Raw genomic sequence first — 702 nt, forward strand, 5'->3', positions numbered from 1 at the left:
GCCACGGCCTCGCGCGCCGCGCCGATCCGGTCGATCGCCGTGGACGCCAGGCGCGTCGCCGGCATGGTCGCGTGATCGACGAATTCGCCCTGTGCGTCCCATTCCTCGGCGACCAGCCGGGCCGCCGCCTCGGTCGGCAGGATTAGCGGCGCCTTGGCGGGCGTCTTGGGCGTGCGTCCGTCCAGCAGGACAGCCCAGCCGCCGGGCGCGGCGCCCACATCGACCGTTCTCCAAAAGCGTCTGATGCGCTCCTCCGTCTCGCGAAAGCCTTTGCGGGCTGCGACGGCGGGATCCAGCGGCGGAATGTGGCTCATCTGATCCTCTTCACGCCGGCGAACGGGTCGTCTTCGGCCTCGTCCTCGCTGAAGCCGAAGTGGGCGAAGCCGGCCTTCATTTCGGGGCTCAGCGGCGCGGTGACCTTCAGCACGCCGCCGCGCGGGTGGTCCAATTCGATGCTCCGCGCGTGTAGTTGCAGTTTCAGGCCGCCTGACAACTCGCGAGATTTCTCGTCGCCGTATTTCGGGTCGCCCAGAATGGGGTGGCCGATGCCGGCCATGTGCGCGCGCAGCTGGTGGGTGCGGCCGGTGAAGGGTCTCAGGGCCATCCAGGAAGCGCGGTGCGCCGCGCGACTGATGGTGGCGAAAGCGGTCTCGGCGGGTTCGGCGCGCGGGTCCTTGCGTTCGGCCGGCCGCATCATCTCGA

The 702-nt window shown here is 69.8% G+C and carries 2 protein-coding genes; both read right to left on the reverse strand.

Annotated features, from left to right (window positions below; genetic code table 11):
• The coding region (locus B2U11_RS05495; RefSeq protein ID WP_292070459.1) for an ATP12 family chaperone protein at positions 1-314 on the reverse strand (314 nt) is incomplete at its 3' end.
• Positions 311-702 (reverse strand): pseudouridine synthase (locus B2U11_RS05500; protein ID WP_349680708.1); only part of this gene is annotated, 392 nt, incomplete at its 5' end. The genes B2U11_RS05495 and B2U11_RS05500, both read right to left, overlap by 4 nt.

The sequence above is a fragment of the Brevundimonas sp. UBA7534 genome, assembly GCF_002479325.1.
Lineage (GTDB): Bacteria > Pseudomonadota > Alphaproteobacteria > Caulobacterales > Caulobacteraceae > Brevundimonas.